Annotated in this window: 1 protein-coding gene; it reads right to left on the bottom strand. The window is 68.4% G+C overall.

Annotated features, from left to right (window positions below; all coding sequences use genetic code 11):
- Positions 1–78 precede the first annotated feature (78 nt).
- On the bottom strand, positions 79–1,020 hold the full coding sequence (locus ACZ5CR_RS46330; protein ID WP_468870042.1) for a 1-phosphofructokinase family hexose kinase: 942 nt from the start codon (positions 1,018–1,020) through the stop codon (positions 79–81).
- Between the last annotated feature and the right edge of the window lie 157 nt (positions 1,021–1,177).

Here is a 1,177-nt window from a genome sequence, read left to right as displayed (position 1 = left end):
CGCTTTCTGCGGTTCCTACGAGAGGCATGGAGGTCTAATTTCTTTTGCGGAGGTCTGAGCCGTGCGGGGGTGGGGAACTCAGTCCAGGAGGAGGCGTCGAGCACGGTCGATGCGGTCGTGGATAACGAGTTCGAACGTGGATTCGTCGACGGCGCCGCTGATTAGGGTTCCGGGCTGCTGGATGGCGGCGGCGGCCCAAGTCAGGGCGTTGCGCAGCGCGGTGACGCCATGCCCGCCGGCGGCCAGGAAGCCCGCGAGGAGCGCGTCCCCCGCGCCGACGGCGCTGTTCGGGCGTTGTACGTGGATCTCGCCGTGGATGGCTTCAGGGCCTTCGACGAGTAGTACTCCGTCCGCACCAAGGCTGGCCAGCACGGTGCGGGCACCCATCGCCTGAGCCTGCCGCGCTGCGTCGAGGGTCTGCCCCAGAGTCGTCGCCCTGAGCCCTGTGACCTCGGCCAGTTCGTGCGTGTTGGGTTTGACCAGGTCCGGACCAGCACGCAGCGCGGAGACCAGAGCGGGGCCGGAGCTGTCCACGGCGATCTTGACTCCGCCGGGGCGGCCACGTTCGATCATGCGGGCGTACAGGTCGTCGTTGGCGTCACGGGGCAGGCTGCCCGAGCCCAGCAGCCAGGACGCGTCGGCGGAGGCCTTTGCCGTAGCCTCCAGCAGGGCATCCACTTCGCGTGCGTCCAGCACCGGTCCGGGCTCGTTGATTTTGGTGACCGATCCGTCGGGCTCGACGACGCTGATGTTGCTGCGGATGGGGCCGCTGATCGGCACTTCTGTGAAGTCGAGTCCTGCGCGCTGCAACATGGCGGCGAGATGGGTCCCTTCGGGACCCCCGAGCGGCAGCACCGCGTGAGTTAGGTGGCCATGGGCTGCCAGGGCGAGCGCCACGTTGACGCCTTTGCCACTGGGCTCCTGCCAAGAGCGATGCGCCCGGTGCACATCCCCGTGCTGCAGACGATCCACCGCGAGGGTGCGGTCGACACTGGGGTTGGGGGTCAACGTGACGATCATATGGCCGCCTCGCTGAGACTGGAGGGCTGCGGGGCCGGTGAAGAGTTGACCGTGCGCAGAGGTGCGCCGACGCCGGCGGGGTTGGGGTGCGGAGACAATGGGAGTCCCTCCTTCCGGGGTCCCTCAACCCGTCGTTGCACGGGGAGGGACGGGGAGC

This window comes from Streptomyces sp. NPDC031274 (assembly GCF_055570235.1).
The sequence above is the reverse complement of the archived record's forward strand: the minus strand, read 5'-3'. Positions and strand labels throughout refer to the sequence as shown.

Bases quoted from the DNA above. Each gene is read 5' to 3' on its own strand.
- ACZ5CR_RS46330 (WP_468870042.1), bottom strand. From the start codon at position 1,020: ATGATCGTCACGTTGACCCCCAACCCCAGTGTCGACCGCACCCTCGCG.